The organism is Methylobacterium sp. WL116 (assembly GCF_008039455.1).
In the GTDB taxonomy this organism is placed as follows: domain Bacteria; phylum Pseudomonadota; class Alphaproteobacteria; order Rhizobiales; family Beijerinckiaceae; genus Methylobacterium.
In genome coordinates this window covers 1-1,003 of record NZ_VRUV01000918.1, presented here as the reverse complement: position 1 = coordinate 1,003, position 1,003 = coordinate 1, and the positions used below count along the sequence as shown (strand labels likewise).

The window sequence follows — 1,003 nt, the reverse complement described above, 5'->3', positions numbered from 1 at the left end:
GCGACATGCTGTTCATGGCCGGCGGCGGGCGCACGACCCGGGTGCACGGGCCGTTCTGCTCGGATTCGGAGGTCGAGAGCGTGGTCGCCCACCTCAAGCGCCAGGGCCGCCCGGCCTACCTCGAGGCGGTCACCGCCGACGACGGGTCCGACGAGGCGCCGAAATCGGCCGGCAGGGGCAAGGGCAAGGCCGAGGCGGTCGAGGCCGAGACCGAGGAGGCCGACCTTCCGGTCTTCGACGTCGGCGCTTTCGTGGCGGCGTCGGGCGGCGAGGCCGGCGACCTCTACGAGCAGGCGATCCAGGTGGTCTTACGCGACCGCAAGGCGTCGACCAGCTACATCCAGCGCCGTCTGCAGATCGGCTACAACCGCGCCGCGTCGATCATGGAGCGGATGGAGATCGAGGGCATCGTCGGGCAGGCCAACCACGCCGGCAAGCGCGAGATCCTGGTCGAGGGCGCGCCCCACGCCGCCAGCATGTACGACGACGAGTGACGACGAGGCGCCGGCCGGAAACGCGGCCGGCGTCGCATCTTCGCCACAGGGCGCCGCTCTAACGGCATCCGACGACACGGCCCGGCGCCCCGAGGGGGCATCACGGCGCGACGGGCGTTTCGCACGCCTTCGCGCTTGAAGCCGACCATCGCTTGCGGGACGCCGCACCCGCCCAGGAGACGCCTGACCATGCTCGGCCGCCGCACCCGACTTGCCGGATCGCTCCTCGCGGTCGCGGCCTGGATCGCCCCGGTGGCGCCGGCCGACGCACAGGTCAGCAGCTTCCTCGACGGCCTGTTCGGCCGCAAGGAGCAGCCCGCTCCCGCGCCCGAGCCCGAGGCGGCCCCCGCCGCACCGGCCGCGGCACCCGCGAAGAAGACGGTCGCCAAGCCTGCGGCCAAGGATGCGAGCAAGGACTCGGCGAAGGACGCGAAGTCGCGCTCGGCCGAGAAGCCCGCCGCCAAGCCGGTCGCCGCCAAGCCCGCCGCGGCGGATGCGAAGGTCGCCGC

General features: G+C 73.4%; 1 protein-coding gene and 1 pseudogene. Both read left to right on the top strand.

Annotation, left to right across the window (positions count from 1 at the left end):
- The coding region (locus FV223_RS28475) for a DNA translocase FtsK (RefSeq protein WP_281406311.1) at nt 1–494 on the top strand (494 nt) is incomplete at its 5' end.
- A 189-nt stretch (nt 495–683) separates the two neighbouring features.
- Nucleotides 684–1,003, top strand: a pseudogene (locus FV223_RS32255) (outer membrane lipoprotein carrier protein LolA); the annotation flags it as partial.